The 23,452-nt window shown below is 48.8% G+C and carries 13 protein-coding genes and 1 pseudogene; 6 read left to right on the top strand and 8 right to left on the bottom strand.

Going from position 1 to position 23,452, the window contains the following annotated elements:
- Window positions 1–10: 10 nt before the first annotated feature.
- Window positions 11–2,968 carry a type III restriction-modification system endonuclease gene (locus M1D91_RS02810; protein ID WP_437434431.1) on the top strand — a complete coding sequence of 986 codons (2,958 nt, stop codon included), beginning with the start codon at window positions 11–13 and terminating at the stop codon, window positions 2,966–2,968.
- 298 nt (window positions 2,969–3,266) lie between these two features.
- On the opposite strand, the gene M1D91_RS02805 is transcribed toward M1D91_RS02810, so the two are convergent.
- The 5 genes and pseudogenes from M1D91_RS02805 to M1D91_RS02785 form a co-directional block, all read right to left on the bottom strand.
- A complete protein-coding gene (locus tag M1D91_RS02805) occupies window positions 3,267–3,998 on the bottom strand; it encodes a hypothetical protein (RefSeq protein WP_437434432.1) in 732 nt (243 codons plus the stop codon).
- A gap of 188 nt (window positions 3,999–4,186) precedes the next feature.
- Window positions 4,187–4,447, bottom strand: coding sequence for a helix-turn-helix domain-containing protein (locus M1D91_RS02800; protein WP_437434433.1), 261 nt, complete (start codon window positions 4,445–4,447; stop codon window positions 4,187–4,189).
- 247 nt (window positions 4,448–4,694) lie between these two features.
- Window positions 4,695–5,057: a putative T6SS immunity periplasmic lipoprotein gene (locus tag M1D91_RS02795; RefSeq protein WP_437434434.1), complete on the bottom strand. Its 363-nt coding sequence runs from the start codon at window positions 5,055–5,057 to the stop codon at window positions 4,695–4,697.
- Between the two features lie 91 nt (window positions 5,058–5,148).
- Window positions 5,149–5,586 (bottom strand): annotated as a pseudogene (locus M1D91_RS02790) (IS3 family transposase); the annotation flags it as partial.
- A 394-nt stretch (window positions 5,587–5,980) separates the two neighbouring features.
- Window positions 5,981–6,406, bottom strand: a complete 426-nt coding sequence (locus M1D91_RS02785; protein WP_437434435.1) for a hypothetical protein — start codon at window positions 6,404–6,406, stop codon at window positions 5,981–5,983.
- 167 nt (window positions 6,407–6,573) lie between these two features.
- Here M1D91_RS02785 and M1D91_RS02780 point away from each other — a divergent pair.
- Window positions 6,574–7,721 (top strand): IS3 family transposase gene (locus tag M1D91_RS02780; RefSeq protein WP_457975961.1). Its coding sequence is split into 2 segments (ribosomal slippage): window positions 6,574–6,811 and window positions 6,811–7,721, totalling 1,149 coding nucleotides; the frame shifts between segments, so codons are not numbered across the junction.
- 15 nt (window positions 7,722–7,736) lie between these two features.
- Here M1D91_RS02780 and M1D91_RS02775 read toward each other — a convergent pair.
- Window positions 7,737–8,156, bottom strand: a complete 420-nt coding sequence (locus M1D91_RS02775) for a hypothetical protein (protein ID WP_437432375.1) — start codon at window positions 8,154–8,156, stop codon at window positions 7,737–7,739.
- Between the two features lie 416 nt (window positions 8,157–8,572).
- On the opposite strand from M1D91_RS02775, the gene M1D91_RS02770 reads away from it, so the two are divergent.
- The 4 genes from M1D91_RS02770 to M1D91_RS02755 all read left to right on the top strand — a co-directional run bounded on the left by M1D91_RS02770 (window position 8,573) and on the right by M1D91_RS02755 (window position 20,257).
- The gene (locus tag M1D91_RS02770; RefSeq protein WP_437432374.1) at window positions 8,573–9,151 is read left to right on the top strand and encodes a YagK/YfjJ domain-containing protein; all 579 of its coding nucleotides are present in this window, start codon (window positions 8,573–8,575) and stop codon (window positions 9,149–9,151) included.
- A 107-nt stretch (window positions 9,152–9,258) separates the two neighbouring features.
- Window positions 9,259–9,468, top strand: coding sequence for a helix-turn-helix transcriptional regulator (locus tag M1D91_RS02765; RefSeq protein WP_101700380.1), 210 nt, complete (start codon window positions 9,259–9,261; stop codon window positions 9,466–9,468).
- A 1,168-nt stretch (window positions 9,469–10,636) separates the two neighbouring features.
- The gene (locus tag M1D91_RS02760; RefSeq protein WP_437432373.1) at window positions 10,637–13,924 is read left to right on the top strand and encodes an STY4851/ECs_5259 family protein; all 3,288 of its coding nucleotides are present in this window, start codon (window positions 10,637–10,639) and stop codon (window positions 13,922–13,924) included.
- Window positions 13,925–13,936: 12 nt separating this feature from the next.
- Window positions 13,937–20,257 (top strand): DEAD/DEAH box helicase, encoded by a 6,321-nt coding sequence (locus M1D91_RS02755; protein ID WP_437432372.1) that lies wholly within the window; start codon window positions 13,937–13,939, stop codon window positions 20,255–20,257.
- A 71-nt stretch (window positions 20,258–20,328) separates the two neighbouring features.
- Here M1D91_RS02755 and M1D91_RS02750 read toward each other — a convergent pair whose 3' ends face one another.
- Together M1D91_RS02750 and hsdM are read right to left on the bottom strand one after the other, a co-directional pair.
- Complete coding sequence (locus tag M1D91_RS02750) at window positions 20,329–21,750, bottom strand: restriction endonuclease subunit S (RefSeq protein ID WP_437432378.1); 1,422 nt, start codon at window positions 21,748–21,750, stop codon at window positions 20,329–20,331.
- Between the two features lie 68 nt (window positions 21,751–21,818).
- Entirely contained in the window at window positions 21,819–23,408 is a 1,590-nt protein-coding gene (gene hsdM, locus M1D91_RS02745) for a type I restriction-modification system methyltransferase (RefSeq protein WP_101700326.1), read from the bottom strand.
- Between the last annotated feature and the right edge of the window lie 44 nt (window positions 23,409–23,452).

Genomic DNA, 23,452 nt, shown 5'->3' with positions numbered 1-23,452 from the left:
GGCGGATGAAATGAAAATTTTATTGGAAGAACTGCCGCACCAGCAACAGGCACTTGAGGCGATACTCAATCATTTTTCCGGTATTGATGGCACGGTATCTGACCACGATAATTTCGCCAATCCACTGATTAACGGCCGCTATGAAGATAACACTCATATCGACGTAAAAATGGAAACCGGCACCGGGAAAACCTACGTTTATACCCGCCTGATGTATGAACTGCATCGCCGTTATGGGCTGTTTAAATTTGTGCTCGTCGTGCCAACACCTGCCATAAAGGAAGGGGCGCGCAACTTTATTACCAGCGACTATGCCCGCCAGCACTTTTCCCAGTTTTATGAAAACACACGCATTGAGCTGTCGACCATTAACGCGGGTGATTTCAGGACGAAATCCGGACGTAAAAATTTCCCCGTCCAGCTACTGAATTTCACCGACGCCAGCCGCAGTAATACTCATACCATTCAGGTGCTGCTGATTAATGCCCAGATGCTGAACTCGGTGAGCATGACGCGCAATGATTATGACCAGACGTTATTAGGTGGACTGACCTCGCCCATTGAGGGTCTGCAAATGACCCGCCCGGTGGTGATTATGGATGAGCCGCACCGCTTCGCCCGTGATAACAAATTTTACAAAGCCGTCGAGTCGATTAAGCCGCAGATGATTGTGCGCTTTGGTGCCACCTTCCCGGAAATTGAAGAGGGGAAAGGCAAAAATAAGGTGGTGCGTAAAGACTATTACCGTCGCCAACCGCAATTTGACCTCAACGCGGTGGACAGCTTCAACGGCGGGCTGGTGAAAGGCATCGATATTTATTACCCCAATCTCAGCGAAGCGCAGGCGCAAAACCGCTATATCGTCGACAGCATTAGCGCGAAAAAACTGACCCTTAAACAGGGAAGCCGCTATTTCGACATTGGCGTGGGCGATAACCTGGCCGAGGTGGATGCCGGGTTTGAGGGCAATATTGAATATGCAGGCAGCAAAATGCTGTCGAACGATCTGGAGCTGGAAACCGGTATGGCGCTGGTGCCTGGCACCTTTAACGCCAGCTACCAGGCGCTGATTATTCAGGATGCCATCGACAAACATTTCGATGCCGAGCAGGCCAATTTCCTGCGCGGCAATGAGCAGGAAAACAACGCGCCACGTATTAAATCCCTCAGCCTGTTTTTTATTGACAGCATCAAGAGCTACCGCGATGACGAAGGCTGGTTAAAGCTGACCTTTGAACGATTATTACGTAACAAGCTGACGGCGCTAATCAGCGAATACGAGCCGAAGACGTTGCCGCGTGAAGTGGATTATTTGTCCTTCCTGCGCGCCACCCTCGCCAGCCTTAATTCCGACGAACAGAACGTGCACGCCGGCTATTTTGGTGAGGACCGGGGCAGCGGCGACGAAGCCATTCAGGCGGAAGTCGACGATATTCTCAAAAATAAAGAGAAGCTACTCAGCTTTAAAGACCATCACGGTAACTGGGAGACCCGCCGTTTCCTCTTTTCCAAATGGACACTGCGCGAAGGCTGGGATAATCCGAACGTCTTTGTCATCGCTAAACTGCGCACCTCCGGCAGTGAAGCGAGCAAAATTCAGGAAGTGGGCCGTGGCCTGCGTTTGCCGGTGGATGAAAACGGTCACCGCGTGCAGCAGGAAGAGTGGCCTTCGCGGCTGGCGTTTCTGATTGGTTATGATGAAAAAGCCTTTGCCCGTACTCTGGTCGACGAGATTAATCGCGACAGTAAGATTCAGCTTAATGAGCACAAACTTGACGAGGCGATGATCCAATTGATTGTCACCGAACGTCAGAAGGTGAACCCGACGTATAACGAAGAGACGTTGCTTAACGAGCTGGATGAGAAAGGCCTTATCAAACGCAATAACGACTTCCATGATGCAGTAACCATCGATGGCGTCACCCAAAGCGGATTTGCGTGGCTACTGCACTATTATGCCGAGCTGGATCAGGCACGCGTGCGGGCCGACCGCATTCAGGAGAACAAACCGGCATCCAAACTGCGCGTGAAGCTGCGCAAGGAGAACTGGGAAAAACTTAAAGACGTCTGGCTGCACTTCTCCCGCCGCTATATGTTGCAGTTCGAGCGCATCCCGGACTCGCTCTCGCAGATTGCGGACACGGTAATGGGTAACGCCGACCTCTACAGCCGTGAGAAGCCGAACCAGACACGCCAGACGCTGCGTATGGGCGAAGGTAATAAGATGATGGTTGCGGAGCGCGAGGGCGACTACGACGCGCATCACTACCTGCCGGGTCTGCCCTACGGTCAGTTCCTTAAGCAACTGGTACTGCATACCAGCCTGCCGGTAAAGCAACTCCACCCGCGGCTGATGGCGATGCTGCGCGACACCTTTAAAGGCGACGCGCGCTACCTGAGCCAGGCAAGTCTGGACAACCTGGTGCGCGAGTTTAAGCAGCGCTTCGACGAACGCTTTGCTCAGCATTACGTGTACGAACCGCTGGCGTTCCAGGCCTCCACGTCGATTTTCGACAGTGAACGTCAGGCGTTTAAAGAGGCGGTGACCGCCGAACTTCTCGGTAAGGCCACCGATCATAGTGCCATCGACGACCCGCGTTATCTCTATGAACTGCCGCCGCTGCGCTACGACAGCACCGACCCGGAGCTGGCGCTGCTCAAGCATAACTACCCGGCCAAAGTGACCGTGTTTGGTAAGCTGCCAAAGCGGGCGATTCAGGTGCCGAAATACACCGGCGGCACCACGACGCCTGACTTTGTCTACCTGATTGAGCGCGAGGATGCGACCAGCGTCTACCTGCTGGTGGAGACCAAGGCGGAGAATATGCGCATTGGCGACCAGGCGATTGTCGAGGTGCAGCGTAAGTTTTTCGATATGCTCAAGGAAAAGGCCGTGAATGTGGAGTTTGCGGAAGCGACCAGCGCGCAGGCGGTGTATGAGAAGATTAAGGGGTTGATGGGGGAGTAAATATCTACCGTATGGAAAAATAGACGGACAGACTCGTTCCGTTCACTCCGCGTTAATGGCACGTCAGCGTAACAAACTTCCGTGCGACCCGTTCCCCCTCACCCCAGCCCTCTCCCCGTTGGGGCGAGGGGGAAAACCGTGCCCCTTTGCAGGTTCAGCAGGAATGGCAGTGACCGTTTCGGCATATTCAGCAGGACTGGAAGTGAACGTAACACACCTCAGAGCCACCCGTTTCCCCTCACACCACCCTCTCCCCTGTAGGGCGAGGGAGAAAGGCGCGCCGCCGCCCTCTTCAGCCTCAGTAATTCGAGTTCTGGAAATCAGCCAGTGACACGATTTTTGTCTGCGTGACGTTGAAATCCGTGTCGTAATAGTAGAGTTTGATTTGCGACGGATCGTCAAAAAATGTCGGCGCTTTATGGCGCACATTATAGGCAATCATAAAGCCCAACCCGGCTCTTACGCAGACGTTATTTATCAGCCGGAAGTTGGGGTAATCGACCGGGTACGGGCTCCAGTCATTTAGCGATTTGAACGAGCGTTTGAGTTCAAGAATGGCAACCATCTTGCGGTTGTCGATACGCACCAGGTCTATATCACTTACCGTAATGTTGCCCAGCGATGCGCGTTGCCATTTATGGTACGCACTGCTCTCTTTGTCATTGATAGCTTTGGCAAAGTTGTCGGAATTTACCGGCACGCCACGTTCGGCAAAGAGTGCTTTGAGCTGCGGCAACGTGATGTCCTGCTGAGTTTCGGCATTGAGGTGAAGCCTGACCCTCTCAATCTCATCAACACTGTCGTCAAACTCAATACGCACGCTGGGAAGGTTTGCCCAGCGGGAGAGGACCGCCACTACCGCCAGCACTCTGTTATCTTCCAGCCAGGATTTACCGTGGGCAAAAACGAGTAATTTAGGATCGGAGTTGTGATCGCCATAAACCAGAATCCAGGCATTTCCGACCGTCCAGCAGTAATGCGGCGTGTGGCCAAGATGGTCATAGATGGCGTTCGAATTGTAATAGCTCATGCTCCATTCCTTTCCAAAACGAGGGCTTACGCAGTATACCGCCCTCCTCTCGTGAATAAACCCCTTCCTCCCCCCACCTGATGTAGTTGGGAAGGTGGCCGCAGAATAGTTTTTTCCGAACGGTAATTTTTAGAGCTTAAATGCGACGATTGAGAATTATCTCAATCAGTAACTTTGGTGAGCTGCTGTCAGCGCAGTAACAAGGCGGCAAGCTCATCTTCTTCGCTATAGAAATATGCCAGTGGTACATCCAGCGCCTGCGCAAGCTGATGTACCACCTCTATGCTTGCCTGATGAACGCCCTTCTCATATCTGTTAATACGTGTGATGGCGACGAACTCGTCTATCCCGGCCAGGATGCCAAGCTGTTTCTGCGAGAGTTTCTTTGCCTGACGCGCTGATTTCAGGCGTTTACAAAAGATCTGTTGGTAATTTGCGGAGTCATTCATAGCTACAATAGTCGTAGCTTTTTATCGCTTCCTATACTACGAGAAATGTATTTAGCACACCGCTATTCTAAGAATGACTTATTGCATCGTTTTACAGGATTGCAGGGTGGCGATCGCGAAACTACGTAATATGTAGCTATAAGGATGCAAAATGAGCTACGAATAACGTAGTATTTTACTATTAGTTCATCACATTACAGAAACCGTCAGGAGGGAATCATGACTAAAGACTGGCATAAAGCCGACATCATCGCGGTGTGTTAATCAATGGGGAGCAGGTCAGCCCATTATTATCAACGAAGAACTCATGGACATATTTCTTATCATTTAACCCATAATTGATCACATAGGTGCGATTACTCTGCCATTTAACCTCTATACAATCATCAGGATAAGAATGATTTAATTTATTATAACCAGAGCTAACCACTGTTTGTATTTTACCCTCTTCACTTACATCAACAGTGTAGTAATTCAACACATCTTTCTTATCCAGACTAAAACAGAGATGATCGCCATTGATAAACGTAGCTCTTGGATGTGGTGCAGGATTACCGCCAGGGCAGCCGGAAAGAACGAAAATTACAGGTAGAATAGTTAATCTCTTCATACTGGAAATCCTTGCATCACATTTAAGTATCTTTGAATTAATGAATAATCAGATTCCGGACTGCCCCCACGATAGTAGACAAATTCTGTCTTCACGAGGAGGCCTGTTCGAAGTCCTCCGGACTGACGGCGTCGAGATGACTGTGGTGCCGGGCCCGGTTATAGAAGACTTCAATGTAACCGAAGATATCGGCCCGGGCCAGCTCCCGGTTTTTGTATATTCTTTTCCTGATGCGTTCTATTTTCAGTGAACTGAAGAACGATTCGGCCACCGCATTATCCCAGTAGCTGCCACGCCGCCTCATACTGGGTGCCAGATTATTTGCCCGGGTAACGGTAAACTGCCGCTGCACGCGATTAGGGGTAACAACGGAAGGTTTGCCGGCGATACGGCGTGGTGTTTTATAGCCGCGCACGGCTTTGATCCGGTTCATTTGCATAATACGACCCACCCGGTTTTTGCCGCAGGTTTCCCCGATTTCGTTCAGATCGCCATGAACCTGGCGGTAACCGTTTACGCCTCCGTTCAGTTCAGCACGGAAACCAACGCCCGACAATACAATCCGGTAACCGGGCGAAATGTGTTACTTGATGTTCCCGGTGCTCGTATCAATCCTGAATGAAACCTGAGAACGGGTAACAAGTGGGACAACATCTTGTGGCAGGTCTACCACAAATGCACTGACGACGCGGTCAGAATCTACCTGTAGAAAATAAAGTTAAGCGGCGCGGTGAAGCTAAAGCTCGCCAACATTTCTCATTAATTGCTCGATCTCCGATACGCTCTTTTAAACTGGCTTCGCCTGCCCCTCTATGAGACCGCCGCGAATTCTGCACAAATTTACACATCTTTTAATAAAAAACGCGCCAGAAGTTTTCTGGCCCCGTTTTAGAGCTTAATATGTTAACTATCATCGTCTCACACTAATTATTCGCCTGAAAATTAATGTGTGGAAAATGTGTATCACCCTTTGCCTCATAGACGATGGAATTACTGAACGAGAAAACTTTGCCGCTGTATTTAATATTGATGTTATCCCCATCAGCACTCACATTCGCAGCACTACCCGCAGCAACCAGGAATGGAACCTGTTTTGAAAGGCTGGCGGATACATTACCTTCCAGCTTTCCGGATAAGTAATATCGATAAGAATCAGCCACCGTAGCCCCACCAGTTGAATCTTCCGTAACATAAAGCCAGGTGCTGTCGGTAATTTGTTGCGCACTCACCAGTTTATCTTTTGCTCTGTTATTACCACCTGAATTGATCATCACAAAACCAATAACAATGATCAGTAAGATGGCTGTCAGTGCACGATGAAACCACTTAATAGCCGTTTTCAATGGCATACTTGACCCCTTTCCTTATCCAATACTGATCCAGTGGATCATCACCGTAAGGTGCATCATTATACCATCTACTCCATTCTGGACTCGACGTTCCAGCACGACTTTGAATCGCCACGGGTTTAACAGACACCTCGGAGTCATTTAAGATGACTTAAAGAGAGGTGCCCATGAGCGGTAAACGTTATCCCGAAGAGTTTAAAATTGAAGCAGTCAAACAGGTTATTGATCGCGGTCATTCTGTTTCCAGTGTTGCAACACGTCTCGATATCACCACCCACAGCCTTTACGCCTGGATAAAGAAGTACGGTCCGGACTCATCCACTAATAAAGAACAGTCAGATGTTCAGGCCGAGATCCGCCGACTCCAGAAGGAGTTGAAGCGGGTTACTGACGAACGGGACATATTAAAAAAAGCCGCGGCGTACTTCGCAAAGCTGTCCGACTGAGGTACGCCTTTATTCGTGACAACTCCCGTTGCTGGCCTGTCCGTCTGCTCTGCAGGGTGCTGGATGTTCATCCCAGTGGCTTTTACGCCTGGTTTAAGCAACCGTATTCTCAGCGCCACCAGTCAGACCTGAGACTGACGGGACAGATCAAACAGTTCTGGCTGGAGTCCGGTTGCGTTTATGGTTATCGCAAGATCCATCTGGACTTGCGGGATAGCGGGCAACAGTGCGGAGTGAACAGAGTCTGGCGACTGATGAATCGTGCCGGGATAAAGGCTCAGGTCGGGTACCGGAGCCCGTGGGCACGCAAAGGCGAGGCCAGTATTGTATCGCCCAACAGGCTCCAGCGACAGGTCAATCCTGATGCTCCGGATAAGCGTTGGGTAACGGACATAACCTACATCAGGACCCACGAAGGCTGGCTGTATCTTGCTGTGGTTGTTGATCTGTTCTCACGCAAAATTATCGGCTGGTCAATGCAATCCCGGATGACAAAGGACATTGTCCTGAACGCACTGCTGATGGCTGTATGGCGGCGTAATCCTCAAAAACAGGTGCTGGTTCACTCGGACCAGGGCAGTCAGTACACAAGCCATGAGTGGCAGTCGTTCCTGAAATCACACGGTCTGGAGGGGAGCATGAGTCGTCGCGGTAACTGTCACGATAATGCGGTTGCAGAAAGCTTTTTCCAGTTGCTGAAACGCGAACGGATAAAGAAAAAGATCTACGGAACGCGGGAAGAAGCCCGCAGCGATATTTTTGATTACATCGAAATGTCTTATAACAGTAAGCGACGGCATGGTTCGAGCAATCAGATGTCACCGACAGAATATGAAAACCAGTATTATCAACGGCTCGGAAGTGTCTAGATTATCCGTGGCGATTCAATTCAAATTAGAGTAATCAATATTGGTGAAGATATTATCGTCCATTAAAAGAGAATTAAAACCACCTGAACAACCGACGTCATTCCCCAATCCACCAAGTGTCAACCCTGCAGATTTTACTGGGTATTCAAAAATATAATGGTGAGCAAACCACGATGCTCTTGGTGTACCTTTGAAACAATCAAAATAATCTTTATCAATCAGTTGCAGGTCGGCCCATTCTTTAAGTGTTTTCCGCGCAACTTTGATTCTGCCCTGATCGCCAAGAAAATGTTGTTCAAGTATCTGAGAGATCAAGTGTCTAAAATCATCCGGCGTATCATAAGTACTGCACAGTAACGAGTGATCTGTATTGAAAACGCTATCCAGCGTTTTTATGTACATTATCTCGTAGCGGATCATATCGTAATGCAACATCGTCTCTTCCCTCTGCTTCTGACTCCCAAAAACAGATTAGCATTAGCACCTTTTTGGTTGGTGGAGTCGGGTCACAGACCTGAAGAATGACTGACTTTAAACTGATATCCTGCTGATTTTATTTTGATAATACTCTGACATTTTACTGCGTTATTCCTGTGGTTTTTACTCTATGAATCCCCTCTGTTCACCTCATTAGAATCGCTCAACAGCAGATATGAACATTTGGGTTTTTAGTATAATTAAGGGGAACTCCCTGTTTCTATACCACCCTGTTCACAGCTCCTTCCCCCAACAAGCAACCCTACCTGTATTCCCCTGGATACACAGTTCCCTGTATTTGCCGTATCCCTGCTTCTCTTAAAAATTACATCTCATCCCAATCCTTTGTACTCCACCTGACAAAGGATAAATCAATGCACACTCCTTACCCTTTTAATTCCAGATACACGATGAACTGGTTTCTACTGTCTCTACTCAATGACCACCTGAATCAGCTACTGAACCGATACTCGCGAATACAGGCACTCAGACTCGACCTGTTCTATCAGAAAGATACAGAGCGCTATAAACATTATTCATGGAACGAAACCGAACGAGAAGTACGTATACTGGTTGAACGCACCCTGCAGCACACAAATCTGGCAGGGTATTTCTGGGTACTCGAGAATTCTGTAGACCACGGCTGCCATGCCCATATCGTATTCTATCTCGACAGGCACCTTAACCAGGCTACCTACCCAATAGCTGAGAAAGTAGGAACAATATGGCGGGAAATAACGCAACGAGAAGGCTATTACAACCGTTGCGAGTACAAACCCTCTTATGAAGCCAGTACTGATAGGCCGGTGAACTACGCTGATACCGAAGCCATCGATAACCTGCGCTATATCATCAGTTATCTCGCCAAAGAAGAACAAAAGCACGGACACTATCACTACGGAGCCAGTGAGGTATCGCCGCCCAGCGGACTGGGGCGTCCTCGCACGGTGTAACTCGCGTTCTGCACTTTTTTACGTATCAATCCATTGATGTGGAAGGGCTGGTGGTAACGAACAATCACCCACCAGCTCAGGATAATCCCACAATGGAAGACAGCATCATGACAGAACAAATTTCTTTGCTTGATGACCAACTGGTGGATATTCGCTTCATCACGAAGCTTACAGGGCTTACGGACAAGTGGTTTTACAAGCTTATAAAAGATGGCCAATTCCCAAAGCCGATCAAGTTGGGCCGCAGTTCCCGCTGGAAGCAAAGTGAAGTCGAAGACTGGCTACTGCAACGTATTGCGGACTCACGAGGCGGTTGATCAGACCAACTCCCTCTGAATTTTATCGAAGTAAGTCCCCTTCGCTTCCCGGCTTTCTCTGACACTGCTCACTGTAAAACACCAGATATTGCCAGTAGCCCCCCTTAAAACGCTCTAACTTGATAAACCCGCCAGTCTGCCCGCACCGGGATGAACCAAACCTGCGTGTCATCTGGCGGTAAGGAACATTACACGTACGCAAAATCCTCTATCGCACTAGACGGTAATGCTCGCCTGATAAAGGGGAGTCACTGGTGCAGACTGACACCAGTCGTCTGTACAGACAGCGCTGCCCGACAAGCAGGACTTCAACTGTCGTGGGCAGATGGTGGCGCTCGGTGATACGACGCTGAAACTCATCAGTGCGCTGACGAACACAGGCACACTGGCCGCCAGAAAAACACGCAGACACAGTCACCAGCAGCGGTGTAATGCAGAGAAATGTTCTAGTGATGAATGACGAAAGTAACTTTGCCAACAATGCCCAACACACTACCGTATTTTCAGTGCACAGAGCTTTTTGCTGAACGCCTCAGGCACGCTCTGGACTGGTGGAGACGTACAGCTGACTTCGCATGGCAATATCACCATAAACGGTTTCACAGGCACCCTACTCAATACTGCGCAGTTATACGCAGGCAATAATCTATGCCTGCTCACTGCGTATATTGCCTCATAACTTGAAATTATGAGTAACATATAGGTATTTTCTACACGATGCCTCTGGTTATTAGTTCAGTAACCCCTTCCGCTGCGCGCTTAAGAATATATCTCCATTTAACGCATTGATAATAATATAGAAATACTCCTGCAATACATATAATGTAATGCATACACAGCAAACATCAACCCCATGTATTTTTGACTGATGATACAACTTTTATTATTCCTGGTTGTATAGTTCTCCTGATTGCTCTATATCATAGAAGATAAGTTATTCGTCATTGTGCATAGCGACGCCAAAGTAAAACTTCCTTTTATTTGAAATAATAAAACAACTCGATAAATAGGATGGAATCAATCAATTTTTGTTATCATTTAAATAAAAACCACCTGTGAGATACACCCACAAAAATTAGTAGTTGAAGTTATACCAACACAAGAGTAATCTGATCTGTTTTTTAACTAAAACTATAAGGTTTTTTCGCTTGTCTGTAAGGAGTTTGCCTTGAGTCAATCAGAATGCATTTCTTGGGTAAAATGTACTTCCTGGCTAAGTAACTTTCTTAATCGTAGAGGATTGAGACAACCTGATAGCCGTCCCCTATATGAATATCATGCGACCAATGATGAATACAATAATCTAACACAACTACTTCGTGCAGTTGGTCAAGTACAGAGTAATATCGATGATAAAGGTTACGCTGCCTGTTTTGTCCTTTTTTGCTCTGAATGGTATCGCAGAGATTATGAGCGCCATTGTGGTTGGATGTGGGACCCTATATATAGAGCATTGGGAGTATCATTAACGTCGACTGAATTAAGGATTATTATCCCTAAAGGGATGGAAGGTTACTGGAACCGCCCAATCCGATTTTACGAATCAGAACGACGTAATTTTCTCGGAACATTGTTCAGTGAGGGGGGATTACCGTTCCGCTTACTGAAAGAATCGGATAGCCATTTTCAGAATGTATTCTCCCGGATTCTCAATCAATATGGGCAGGCACAACTGGCAGGATTTTCCATACTTTCTCTAGTAAGAACTGTCATAGAAAAATCAGCCCTGCCAACTGTTTTTAGCGAAGACACCTCTGTAGAACTCATCAGCCATATAGCGGAAAAACTCAGCTCGCTGGTTCTAATGTACAACCTGAGCAATCATACCGAACCCGTGAAGCAGCTTGATAAAGTGCATCCAAAATGGCGTGATGAGTTCCCTATGCCTTTGGATGATGAAACAGGTACTCGCTTTCTTAATGGGTTGCTATGTACTGCCTCCGTAGAGGCTAAATCCCACTTACAAAAAAATAAGGGTTCCGGTTGTCAATTCTATTGGTCGGAAAACCATCCCAATCAAATCCAGGCGATAATTTCGCTGCCTGATGAACTCACCCTCCCAATCATCAGCACTCCCTCAACGACGCGATTTGAACTTGCCATTTATGAAGATGGTGAAGAAGTCACCTGTCTCGGCCCCGCCTATGCATCCCTGGAGAACGCCCATGCCAAAGTTCGCCTGCGTAAAAGTGAGTCGAGATTTGTCAGACGCCAGCCAGCTGCGAGCTTAACGATTGTTGCACGAACTGGAGGAATGATTGTTGGCACCATAAAACTTGAAGATAGTGAAATCGCCGTTGGCGAGGTACCACTTACTTTTGTTGATGATGAGGAACGCTGGTTATTGCAAGGGCAAGCTTCTTGTACTGTACGTAATAGCAATGTTCTTATTGCCTTACCTCAAGAAAAAACCACTATTTCAGGGTGTGAAGGCTCTCCAGGTACAGCGTCGTTATTAGGACTCAGAACACTGTCCGTAAAAGGACGCCAGGATATAACCATTTCCGGAGATGAAACATACAGGATCCGCACCGGGAGGGAACAATCTAATCAGAGCGGATTTGATTTTTATGGAAAACATGTTACCTGGAATTGCCATCCTGATGAAACATTCCTTGGTGTACCTAAAGTTACGGCGAAAAACCTGAATGCTGAAGATATACAATTCAAACGTTACCTGAGTGGCATATCGTTAGATGAATGTCAGGTACAAGAGATGATGGGTACGCAATATGTTTCTGTCAGAAATACTCACAATGAAACTCTACTGCGTCGAAAAATTGGGATCTTGCCGGCAGATTTTAACATTGAAATAAAGGGTGGTGAGCTAGCCAATGAAGGTTCCATTGTTATCTCAACGCAACATCCCTGCATGTCTGTCTTAAAAGATAAAACATTAGAGGTTGCTCGCAAACGCTCAGCAGGACAAACAGAAATATTACTTAAAGCAGAAGGAATACCTCCTGCGTTTGTCTCTTTGCAGATTTACCCAAATTTGGGTGCAGCCCCAGTAGAGATGACTCTACCTTTCCCTGCAAAAGGTTGCCTGGCCCTTGATGCAAATGGATGCACTCTGGATAAAAATATTACTCTGCATGATTTGCTGGGTTCGAGAGCCTTTTTATTTGGTAAAAATGGCGATCCGACACGTTTTTCACTGGAATTACATTTACGTTCCAAAAGTGGGTTACAGGCATGGCATGAATGGTGTTATACCGCGGGGGAACACCCCGTCGAACTCAATTTATACAGCCTGAGAGAGCATATTGAAAACTTACTGTCTCTTGAGACAGGAATTGACCAGGTTGTTGAGATGCAAATCAAAGGCGCAGGTGCTGTAATGAGCTGGCAGATTCGCCGCTATAAATACAGTTTACGCTATGATTATGAAAGAGAACTTCTCGTCAGCCAGTCAACCCATTATCGTACCGAGCAAATGTCTTCACCTGTCATCATGTTATTGAGTGAGCCGGAGAGAAAAATCACCCCATTATCATCAAGAATGAGCGAAGGTGTACCGACAGGTGAATATGAACTGAGTTCGGTTATTAACAAAAATGGGCCGTGGTTAGTCGTCCCCAAACAGGGTGAGGAAATGGCGTTTCGCCCCTGCTTCATTCGTGGGGAACCGTCGTTACCTGTGGATGAAAGTAGTATTCGTTCATTGCAGAAAGCGACCCAGCTTTTTAATCCCCAGTCTGAAGTTAATACCATTACACTGGTACTTGAACAGATGGCTAACGATCCCGCTCATTCCGGCTGGCAATTTATGCGTTGCCTGTACGACCAATTTGGTTATCTGCCGCTGGCAACCTTTGAAGTTTGGCGTGCGCTAGTACAGCATCCACAAGCACTGGCGATGTCGCTATTTAAATTTGAGATGTCAGCTGAGTATCTGAGCCGCATTGAAAATGAGTTCCCTATTTTATGGGAGTTCTTCCCCATCTTCGAAATCAAAACCGCAGCCGATCGATTTAAATTGTTCCTGAGCCAAAAGGGTGCACCGGAAGAAACCCAGAATTTACTGGTGAAGAGCTTGTATCAGCGATTGGGGCTCGTTTTCCCGACATATGCCGACGAAATTGAGAAATGGTTAAGTTATGGACAATTCCCTCCGCCCATTCCAGAGTTCTTCATTCGCGAGTGGTATCAGGAGCTTTTACGTGAGCATAGTGAAGCTCGCTGGCCAGAGTACGGCAGCAAGCGGCTGCATAGCTGGATGACATCACAAAAAAATCCAGTGATCAGCATTAATCCTGACGCAGAATACCGCTATTCCGTTGCCTGGTTACCCGTCTTCGCCGCAGCTGTAGCAAGCGGCAATACCTCTTTTGAAGCCGTATTTGACCGTAAACCGGGTGCCGTATTTTTCCTGAGACAGGTCAGGGACTTCGATTCCCGCTGGTTTAAGGCCATCTTCCAGTGCAGCCTGTTGCGTTATTTTGCTCAAAAATAAAAAGGGATAAGAATGACTACACGCTATTTTTCGTCACTTATTGAACAATCGTTGTCTCGTTCAACTGAAGCAACACTGAGTATCATGGGGGTCACAAACCCGCAGTTGCGTGAGCACCTCGCGCAACAAATGGGCGCCGATTGTGGGAAATCAGGCTCATTCCTTGCTTCTCCCGTTTTCCAACAAATGTTTGGCTGGAAAGCGTCAAACAAAACGATGCGTAGCCTGACGGAAGGCAAGGCATTGCTCAGTAAAGCTGTGGTTGATTCGCTGGATGATCAGAACAATGGACGCTATCGTTTTGGTGCTGACTGGAAACCCTTTACTCACCAGCTAGCCAGTTGGAAGGCTCTGCTGGAAAAAAAACATTCTGTGGTAGTGACCAGCGGTACGGGTTCAGGCAAAACCGAATGTTTTATGGTGCCGGTGCTGGAAGACCTCTACCGGCAATTACATGAAAATGGCAACAACCCACTTATCGGCGTCAGGGCCCTTTTCCTCTATCCACTTAACGCCTTAATTAATTCGCAACGTGAGCGCCTGGACGCCTGGACACGTGGTTTTGGTTCCGGAATCCGATACTGCCTCTACAACGGAAATACCGAAAATCTACACGCCGCAGTGAAAAGCGAACAGGTAAAAAGACCGAATGAAGTACTCTCGCGCGAAAAAATGCGTGAAGAACCCGCTCCAATTCTAGTGACCAACGGCACAATGCTGGAATATATGATGGTCCGCCAGATCGACGCTCCAATTATCCAGCAATCTAAATCACAAAAATCATTACGCTGGATCGTATTGGATGAAGCGCATACCTATGTCGGCTCGCAGGCCGCTGAACTGGCGCTGCAGTTACGCCGCGTGATGACGGCCTTTGGTGTGACTCCAGATGATGTTCGCTTTGTAGCAACCTCTGCAACCATTGCCGGAAGCGATGCCGAAAAGCAATTAAAAAAATTCCTCTCTGAATTATCCGGTATACCGCAAGAGCGCATTGACGTACTGGACGGAAGCCGGGTTATTCCGGAACTGGAACCATGCAAACACGTTTTTATTCCGTTAGAAGAAATTGAGCAAATCCCTGATACAGACATGAAGGGCGTAAGCCCAGAGCGCTTTGATGCACTTACGCATTCACCTGAAGCGCATTACTTGCGTGAAATGTTAGTTACTCAATCGAATCCAATGAAGTTGGATGATATGACGCAGCGGTTGAACTCGCTAACAAAACAGCATTATAGCCAACAGGATGTGTTGCGCTGGATTGACGTCTGCTCTGGCACACAACCCAATACTAAGGATCCCGCATTTCTTAAGGTCAGGGCGCACATATTCCAACGCAATACCCAGGGGGTGTGGGCCTGTGTTGATAAAGAATGCAGATTAAAGCACGGTACCCCGCTGGAAAAGGGTTGGCCTTTTGGTTATGTGTATGTGAACAAACGCCAAAATTGCGATTGTGGAAGCCCGGTTTACGAGCTGGCATTCTGTAATGAATGTAATGAGCCACATCTTCTGGCGCGGGACAAAAAGGGAAAACTTGTCCAATGGGAAAATAAAGGCGGTGATGAGTTCTCTTTGCAAGATGATGTGCATATTGAAAATGATGCCGCAGAAGAAAAAGTTGATAAAGAGAGTCGTTTTCAGCCCCCACTCATTATCGCCGCAGAGAAGACCAGCGCGGCGGGTTATACCCAACAGCGTCTGGACCGTCAGACGCGTCGTATTGGTGTTATTAACAATGACAGCATCCCGCTGGTTATTAACGACATTGAACAAGTATGTAGTGCCAGTAGCTGTGGCTACAGAGGCGCGAGCGGAAAACAACCGTTCCGCCGAGCCTTATTAGGTGGGCCATTTTACGTCACCAATATTGTGCCAACCGTTCTGGAATATTGTCAGGATTTTATTAGTGAAGAAGGAAAAGAGGGCGTCGGACCTGATTCGTTACCAGGTCGAGGCCGTCGACTTATTACCTTTACCGACAGCCGGCAAGGAACGGCCCGAATGGCGGTGCGCATGCAGCAAGAAGCTGAGCGCAGCCGCTTACGCGGTAGTGTGGTCGAAATCCTGAGCTGGCATCAACGAACACAGACTTCTGCAACACCGAATGCCAATGCCGATCTGGAAAAGTTAGCGACGAGGGCAAAACAGGCCCGCCATGAGGCGAAAGAATATAGAAGCTGGGGAATGCCGGAACAAGCAAAACTGGCTGAAGCGCAAGCCGAACAACTTGAACAGGCTATTCAGGCCGCGACCGGTGGCAAAGCTGCGACTATTCTGGTTTCGCGGACCTGGATTGAAATGGTTAATGAACTTAAAGAGAAAGCCGATATTCGCGGCCCTATTCTGCAATATAACCACTATCTGAAGCCTGAAATTTTCAATGAAAATGGCGGGCCGCTGAAGCTTTCTGAAATGTTGTTATTCCGGGAGTTTATGCGCCGACCCAAACGAACTAACAGCCTGGAAACGCAGGGATTAGTTCAGGTTGGTTATCAGGGGCTGGAGAAGGTCCATAAGATGCCGGTGCATTGGCAAGAGAAAGGGCTGACGCTGGATGACTGGAAGGATTTTCTTAAGGTTACACTGGATCTGTACGTACGTGAAAGCAACTTCACACAACTGGACGATGAGTTGAAAAACTGGATTGGTAGCCGTTTTTCATCGAAATTCGTCCGTAACCCGGACACAAAAGATCCCGAAGATAATCAGAACAGACGCTGGCCACAAATTCGTAATGGCAATATATCCCATCGTTTAGTGAAGTTATTAATGCTTGGCGCAGGATTCAAAACCGTTAATACGGCGACGATGGATATTATCAATACGTGGCTGAAAGAAGCGTGGACCCAACTTACCGGGCCACTTGCAGTGCTGAAACCTGATGGTAACCGTTTCTATCTGCCAAAAGAGCACATGACTTTTTCTTTAATCATAGATGCCTGGATTTGTCCGGTAACCAATAAGATTCTGGATACAGCCTTTAAAGGCTTAACCCCTTATCTGCCCACCCACATTTCGTTTGAACACCTTACCAAGACACAATATGACGCTTTTGTCGCGCAAAAGGTCACCATGCCGGAAATCTGGAAGCTGGATCGTTCGCAAGAAGACTACGCTCCGGGTCTGGCGAAGGTACGTGACTGGGTTAGTAAAGAGCCACTAATCGCACAATTACGTTCGGAAAACGTCTGGACGGATATTAACGATCGTGTCGTGGAAGGCGGATTTTACTACCGCACAGCCGAGCACTCTGCTCAGCAATCGTCAGAACGTTTGCAAAGCTACGAAAAGATGTTCAAAAACGGGCAGCTTAATGTTCTCAACTGTTCCACCACCATGGAAATGGGGGTTGATATCGGTGGCATTACCGCCGTAGTGATGAACAACGTACCGCCCCATCCGGCTAACTATTTACAGCGTGCCGGGCGAGCCGGGCGTAGTCAGGAATCGCGTGCGATCTCTTACACACTATGTAAAGGGAACCCGCACGATCAACAGGTTTTTGCCAACCCACTCTGGCCATTTGAGACCATGATCCCCGCGCCAATGGTGGCAATGAATTCCGCCCGGCTGGTGCAACGCCACGTTAATGCGCTATTACTGTCCGACTTTTTATGTCACGTCATTGGCGAAACGGATAAAGAAAAAACCAGTCTTGATAGCCTCTGGTTTTTCGGTGAAGACGACGGGCAATCAAAATGTGAACGCTTTAAAGTCTGGCTCGAGCGTCCGGTTCTTGATATCGACGCGGCGCTGGAACGGCTGGTGAAAGGTACAGCATTACATGGCGCCAGACCCGACCTGTTGCGGGATAAAACAATCCATGCGATTACGTTCCTGCAACAGCGATGGCTTTCCGTCTACCGCGATCTTGTAGCCCAGGAACGAGAATCGCAGCCACAAACACCTTATCGCAAGCGCATAGAACTGGAGAAAAAACGGCACTGTGGCGAGTATTTGCTGCGTGACCTGGCGGCCAGGACTTTCCTGCCGGGATACGGCTTCCCGACAGATGTGGTGACGTTTGATAACTTCACTATGGAAGACTATATCCGTGAAAAATCACAGAAAAGCCGGGATAAAAAAGATCGCGAAGATAATGTTTCACGTTATAAAGGACTTCCCTCGCGTAACCTGGGGGTTGCCATCCGTGAATATGCGCCAGGCGCAGAGATCATACTGGATGGCCGGGTCTTCCGTTCTGCTGGCGTCTCACTGCACTGGCACAATATTAATGCCGATACCAATGAAGCCCAGCGTCTGGATTGCGCCTGGCGCTGTCACAAATGCGGGACCATAGGTTATGAAGAGGGGTTGAGCAGTTCCGGGACGCTATTTTGCACCAACAGCGCCTGTGGCGAAAAAATCATCCAGGATAATCGTCGCCAGGTGCTGCAGCCAGCCGGGTTTGTAACTGATGCGCATGCGCCGGTGACGAACAATATTGAAACCATGAAATTTATCCCGGTTGTCCCTGCCTGGGTATTTGTTAAAGCAGAACCCGTACCGCTGCCTAACCCGATAATGGGGTATATGGCATCTGGCGCTGATGGGCATGTTTTCCAGCAAAGCCTTGGAGAAGGTGGGCATGGTTACGCACTTTGCCTGAGCTGTGGTCGCGCAGAGTCGATGTTGAACGCAAACGATGCGCCGAAAAGTATGGAAGCCCACTACCCGCCGCGTCCGGGAAAAGCAGATCGCGACAGCCAGAATCAACGTCTAATTTGCCCCGGCTCGACGGCGCTCATGAAGAACGTCACGCTGGGGGCATTGGCACGAACGGATGTCTTTGAAATGGTTCTACGCAAGCCGCAAAACGGTGAATATCTCCCGGATAGCACGGAAGAAGGGCGGATTGTTGCCATGACTCTGGCGGTAGCACTACGTCAGGCGCTGGCCGGGGTTTTGGGTATCTCCGCGGCAGAACTGGGCTACGCCGTTCGTCCGGTCAGACTGGAAGATGGACAATCAGTATTAGCCGTTCAACTCTACGATGTGATTAGCGGTGGTGCAGGTTTTGCATCCAGTGCGCCAATGCACATTGAGGCCATTCTGTTGGGAATGGTGAAGCAGTTGGGTTGCCACCACTGCGATACGGCATGCAGTGAATGCCTCCTCGACTCCCAGACTCGCCACGATCACGATTTGCTGGATCGTAAAGCAGCACAGGCATGGCTTGGTGATGACTTCTCGTACTACATCGGTTTGCCGGATGATGAAACATTCTCGCTACCGGATGCCCGATATTGCCCGGGAGCCATTGGCGATACCCTTCGTCGGGCGATTAACGAGGGTGCTGAAAAACTCACACTGTGGATGAATGGGCCACTCAATGAGTGGGATCTTTATGCCCGTCAATTCCGGGCGGCTATTCAGAACTACCGGATTAAAGACAATGTTGCGGTCGACCTTGTCATTCCTGCTGGCGTCGATGATCCGGAGCTGTTGCATGAGCTTTCGCAGTTTACTGCTTTGGGCGTGCGTTTGTGTCATAGCGAACAGGCTCTGGAATTGCCGATTGTTGCGCAAGTCGCCTTTGCCGATCGCGTAATGACGCTGGCTTCACGCAGCCAGCAGGCAACTATCCCAGGGCCAGGCTGGCACCTGAATGACGAACTGGTCGTTCGCAGCCTCGGCTATAACACGGTAAAACTGAACGAGTTTGTTTTGCCGGGGAAAGCAGCGAACGCGGTTGAGCGTGTCAAAGACATAGAGATTCATAAACAGTTAAATGGTCCACTTTCGCAGTTCGGACAACGCTTCTGGGATTTGCTGTGTAACAACCATGAAGAAGCACAGTCACTGATGAAAAACCAGCGAATCACCAGCGTTCACTATACCGATCGCTATCTGCAAAACCCGGTTGCGCTGGCACTGCTGGGGGCGATACTGAAACCGCTAAAAACAAAGCTGACCGATGACGCGGAGCTTGAGCTTGATACTCTGTTTAAGCCCAAAGATCGTTCAGGAAATCGCCCCTCTCATGACTGGATGAGCGAAGCGGATTTTCAGGATTTCGCCGACCAGTGGTTTACTGCGGCAATGGGCAGAGCGGTAGAACTGACGGTGTTCGATTCGCCACGTGATATTCCACATCATCGTAAGCTGACGGTGACCTTTGAAGATAGTCAGATGTTGAAGATTCGCTTCGACCAGGGAATGGGATACTGGCGTATCGACTTCCCGTATGCATGGCGTAACTTTGACTTTACTGATGATGTGACTTATCAGCTAGTAAAACTGGCGCAAGCCTGCCAGGAGGGCAAAGTCCTTAATAGCGAGGAAAGCTGGGCAACGGATGTGCTGGTAGAGGTGATGCCGTCTTAATGCATTAGCGCTCCCAATAAAGAGTTGGGAGCGCTAAAACGACTCGAGTCAGCGATGGCCGATGACCATCATTACGCTTTTTTACGCGAGGTTTTTTTACCGCCGCTGGCGGCGCGTTCGGCCTTGATTTTTTCCAGCAGGGCGGCGGCGCTGTTTTCACCGCTGATGAGATCAGGGTTTTCAGCACGCCACTGGGCGGTCAGCTCGCCGCGGAAGGCTTTTGCCAGGATAGACTGGGTGAGATTGTTGACGCGGGTCAGGGCGCTGTTGACCTGTTTTTCAATGGTGTCGGCGTAGGCGAAGAGTTGCTCGACGCGGCGGACGATTTCGTGTTGTTCTGGGAGTGGTGGTAAAGGATACATTAATGATTCGACATCAGCTACCCGAAGGTGCTTAACTCCAGTACCTATTGCCTGAGACAACATTCTCGCCTGAAAACTAATTGATAGAATATTCAGCAAAACATATTTATTGCTGAGATAGCTCTGCATGGGGCGAAGTAGCATCATTCTTTGTCCCATGCAGAGACGTGTATTCTCAGGTACAATTCCAGCCTCTCCCATAGGAGCTTCTCGTGTGAAAATTATATCACCACTTCTTGGGGGGCATCGTTTTGACCAAAAATTATAGGTGTCTTCATTGACATATTTAGTATTTTTTAATGAAATAATACCGTTACGAATATCAGGTGTCCTGATAAGATAAATACCTTTCTCTGTATATGGTGCTGTTTTGTTATGACAGTCAACCACTTTTTCCATCGATTGTAAGAAAGTAGTCCATTTCCATCCAACTGGAAGAATAACATCAGGAATATTAAAATGATGGGCGTCAATCTTTGCAAGATATCGCTTAGACTCTGTAGCTAGAGAGTCTGCGCCACTGGTAAGATTTTTTTTTCTTGTTTTACTTATGGTAACGAGAAGTTCTTCCGCTGATTTTTCACTAATGCTCGCATCTCTCCAGTTTTCCGTTAATCTACCACTGACAGCTTCTTCAAGCACCGCCTGACGAAAACGTTTCAGGATTTGTGGGATTTGCTCAAGACGTGCTTTGGTGCTGTCTACCTGCGCCAGCAGCGTATCGAGTTTTTCGGCAATGATTTTTTGTTCGGCAAAAGACGGTAATGGGGCTTTTAATTCCTTAATAAACTGACCTGAAATAGCTTTGAAAGTAGACCCCGTGCCTTGTGTACTTAACCACGGCTCTATACATCTAAAATAGTAAAGAAGATATTTAGGGTCTGTTAAACCACTGTGAGCACTGATGGCTGCCAGCCCTCGACCAATCGCCGTTGTTTCAGTGGCAATGTTCGTTGGTCCAACCGGCGCCCTTATTGATAGCAAAATATCTCCAGCTGACGCAATTTTTGTTGGTTTTGTGCAATATTTTCTGGGGGTTGGATACAATTTTCCAAACTCAGCCTTCCCTTGGAAAAAGACAATACCCTCTCCTTGTTCATTAACATCTGAACTTGAGGGTGATTGTCCCATATTGATTCCAGCAATATCTGGCAGTGAGGATAATATCCATGAGTTGGGAGTATGGAATTTAAAATCACTCATGCCTTCACCCCGCCAAACGCTTCTTCCAGCAACTGACGCTGCGCATCCGCCTCATCCCCCGCCCCCAGCTCGCGCATCAGCGCGTCCAGCTCGCCCAGCGCCTGGACCAGTTCGCCCATCGCTTCTGCGGCGAGCACGTCCGGCTCAGGCAGGCTGTCGGCGTCGATGCTGTCTTTATCCTTCAGCCAGGAGATATCCAGTGAATCGGATTTCGCGCTGCGGATCCACTCGCGGCTGAACTTGCGCCAGCGGCTGGTGGCCTGGTGCTGGTCGGTGTTTTTATTCTCTTCGCTGTCGGCGACTTCGCTCTCTTCGGCGTTAAAGCTCCATTCGCCTTCTTCACGCGGGCTTAAGCCGTGTGGATCTTCGCCGTAGACGGTTTCAAACGGCTGCAGGTGCTGCTCGGTAAACGGCGTGCGCTTGCCGAAGCTCGGCATATTGGTACGCAGGTCATACACCCACACGTCGTCGGTGCAGTTTTTATCCTGATGCGGATTGGCCACCGTGCCTTTGGTAAAGAACAGAACGTTGGTTTTGACGCCCTGGGCGTAAAAGATGCCGGTCGGCAGGCGCAGGATGGTGTGCAGATGGCATTTATCCATCAGGTCGCGACGAATATCGGTGCCCTTACCGCCTTCAAACAGCACGTTATCCGGCACCACCACCGCCGCGCGGCCGCCGGCGTGCAGGGTTTCAATAATATGCTGCATAAAGCACAGCTGTTTGTTGCTGGTCGGGTGCACGAAGGTACGGGTGATGTTGGTGCCCGCGGCGCTGCCAAACGGCGGGTTGGTGGCGACAATATGCGCCTTCGGCAGGTTTTCACCGTCGCTGCCCAGCGTGTTGCCCAGACGGATGGCGCCGCCGTGGTCGAGGTTGCCTTCAATATCGTGCAGCAGGCAGTTCATCAGCGCCAGACGGCGGGTGCCGGGCACCAGTTCAAGGCCGATAAACGCGCGGTGGATCTGGAAATCTTGGGTGTCGCCATCCAGGTCATCGAGATCGTGAGTCTGGGATTTCACGTAACGGTCGGCTTCAATCAAAAAGCCCGCCGTTCCCGCCGCCGGGTCCTGCACCACTTCACGCGGCTGCGGCTTCAGCAGATGGATAATGGTTTTGATCAGCGGACGCGGGGTGAAGTACTGGCCCGCGCCGGATTTGGTTTCGTTAGCGTTCTTTTGCAGCAGCCCTTCGTACATATCGCCGAAGTCGTCGCGGGACTTGCCGTGGTCGCCATTGTACCAGTCCAGCGCGTCCATATAGCTGACCAGTTCCGTCAGCTGTTTGGGCTGTTCAATGGTGGTGCTGACATTATGGAATACCGCCTGCACCAGCTTTTTCTCATCTGAGCCTAACTGAACCAGCAGGTTACGGTAGAACTGCATCTGATCCTGACCAATACGCGATTTCAGGTCATCCCAGCGGTAGCCTTCCGGCAGGTAGTCCGCTTCCTGGCCGGTCTCTTTGCACATTTTCAAAAACAGCAGCGAGGCGAGTTCATTGACATAGTTTTGATAGGAGACGCCGCCGTCGCGCAGGTTGTCGCACAGTTTCCACAGTTTGGCGACCAGATCGTTATTGTTCATTGAAGATCCTATGTAAAACAGCGGCCCTTATCGGGGCCGCAGAA

This window comes from Enterobacter sp. SA197, from assembly GCF_054131575.1.
This window is presented reverse-complemented; position numbering and strand designations above follow the sequence as displayed.

Bases quoted from the DNA above. Each gene is read 5' to 3' on its own strand.
- M1D91_RS02810 (WP_437434431.1), top strand. From the start codon at position 11: ATGAAAATTTTATTGGAAGAACTGCCGCACCAGCAACAGGCACTTGAG.
- M1D91_RS02805 (WP_437434432.1), bottom strand. From the start codon at position 3,998: ATGAGCTATTACAATTCGAACGCCATCTATGACCATCTTGGCCACACG.
- M1D91_RS02800 (WP_437434433.1), bottom strand. From the start codon at position 4,447: ATGAATGACTCCGCAAATTACCAACAGATCTTTTGTAAACGCCTGAAA.
- M1D91_RS02795 (WP_437434434.1), bottom strand. From the start codon at position 5,057: ATGAAGAGATTAACTATTCTACCTGTAATTTTCGTTCTTTCCGGCTGC.
- M1D91_RS02785 (WP_437434435.1), bottom strand. From the start codon at position 6,406: ATGCCATTGAAAACGGCTATTAAGTGGTTTCATCGTGCACTGACAGCC.
- M1D91_RS02775 (WP_437432375.1), bottom strand. From the start codon at position 8,156: ATGTTGCATTACGATATGATCCGCTACGAGATAATGTACATAAAAACG.
- M1D91_RS02770 (WP_437432374.1), top strand. From the start codon at position 8,573: ATGCACACTCCTTACCCTTTTAATTCCAGATACACGATGAACTGGTTT.
- M1D91_RS02765 (WP_101700380.1), top strand. From the start codon at position 9,259: ATGACAGAACAAATTTCTTTGCTTGATGACCAACTGGTGGATATTCGC.
- M1D91_RS02755 (WP_437432372.1), top strand. From the start codon at position 13,937: ATGACTACACGCTATTTTTCGTCACTTATTGAACAATCGTTGTCTCGT.
- M1D91_RS02750 (WP_437432378.1), bottom strand. From the start codon at position 21,750: ATGGGACAATCACCCTCAAGTTCAGATGTTAATGAACAAGGAGAGGGT.
- hsdM (WP_101700326.1), bottom strand. From the start codon at position 23,408: ATGAACAATAACGATCTGGTCGCCAAACTGTGGAAACTGTGCGACAAC.